We start from the raw sequence: 475 nt of genomic DNA, 5'->3' as shown, positions 1-475 counted from the left end.
GGAAGGCGCCGCCGACGCGACGGGCACGGAATCGGACGCCCCCCGTGACGAGCGGTGGCACAGCACCCTCGCCCGGGTCCGCGAACACGCCGCCCGCCACCTGCCCGCCCACCTCGTCCCGTCCGTCTGGGCCCGCATCGACCACGTGCCGCTCACCCGCCACCACAAGGTCGACCGCGCCGCCCTGCCCGCCCCGGGACCCACCGGGGAGCAGGTGGCCTCCCGGCCCCCGCGCACCGACCGGGAGCGGGAGCTGTGCGCCCTGTTCGGTACGGTGCTCGGCCTCCCCGCGGTCGGCCCCGACACCGACTTCTTCACCGCCGGCGGCCACTCCCTGACCGCGCTGCGCCTGAAGTCGAAGATCGAGACGGTCCTCGACGTACGGATCCCCGTCTCGATCCTGTTCGACGCGCCGACCCCGGCCGCCCTCGCCGCCCGCCTCGACGCACCGGCCACCGCGCACGGCCGCGCCCCC

1 protein-coding gene is annotated in these 475 nt (G+C 77.1%); it reads left to right on the top strand.

From position 1 onward, the window contains the following. Positions 1–475: phosphopantetheine-binding protein (locus GT042_RS27590; protein WP_161311431.1), on the top strand; the 475-nt coding region annotated here is incomplete at both ends.

Source organism: Streptomyces sp. SID3212 (assembly GCF_009865405.1).
GTDB lineage: Bacteria > Actinomycetota > Actinomycetes > Streptomycetales > Streptomycetaceae > Streptomyces.
Note: the sequence above shows the minus strand (reverse complement) of the source record. Positions and strands in the feature narration are given on the sequence as shown.